This window comes from Pseudomonas sp. SIMBA_041 (genome assembly GCF_046535095.1).
GTDB lineage: Bacteria > Pseudomonadota > Gammaproteobacteria > Pseudomonadales > Pseudomonadaceae > Aquipseudomonas > Aquipseudomonas mucoides.
In genome coordinates, this window is record NZ_JAWRXJ010000537.1 from 1 (window position 1) to 258 (window position 258).

Genomic DNA, 258 nt, shown 5'->3' on the forward strand with positions numbered 1-258 from the left:
TAACTATTTTTCGGTGGTGTTTACCCGGGAAACCGGGATGACGCCCAGCCAGTGGCGTCATCTCAATTCGCAGAAAGATTAATTCGCCATGCCGATGCCGACGATGTTGGCGGCGACAATAATCACCACACAACCGAGGCTCAACACCGTTACCGGACGGCGACCTGCATTGTTCCACTCTTTCAGCACCAGCCCGACGATACCGCCGCACAATACATAGAAACTCATATGCAGCATCCAACTGATGTAGTCATACTG

Annotated in this window: 2 protein-coding genes; one reads left to right on the forward strand and one right to left on the reverse strand. The window is 51.9% G+C overall.

The window, feature by feature from the left end; translation table 11 throughout:
* On the forward strand, positions 1 to 82 hold an 82-nt coding region (locus tag SB725_RS32255), incomplete at its 5' end, for an AraC family transcriptional regulator (protein ID WP_410923567.1).
* Here SB725_RS32255 and SB725_RS32260 read toward each other — a convergent pair.
* Positions 79 to 258 (reverse strand): L-rhamnose/proton symporter RhaT (locus SB725_RS32260; protein ID WP_410923565.1); only part of this gene is annotated, 180 nt, incomplete at its 5' end. The genes SB725_RS32255 and SB725_RS32260 overlap by 4 nt on opposite strands.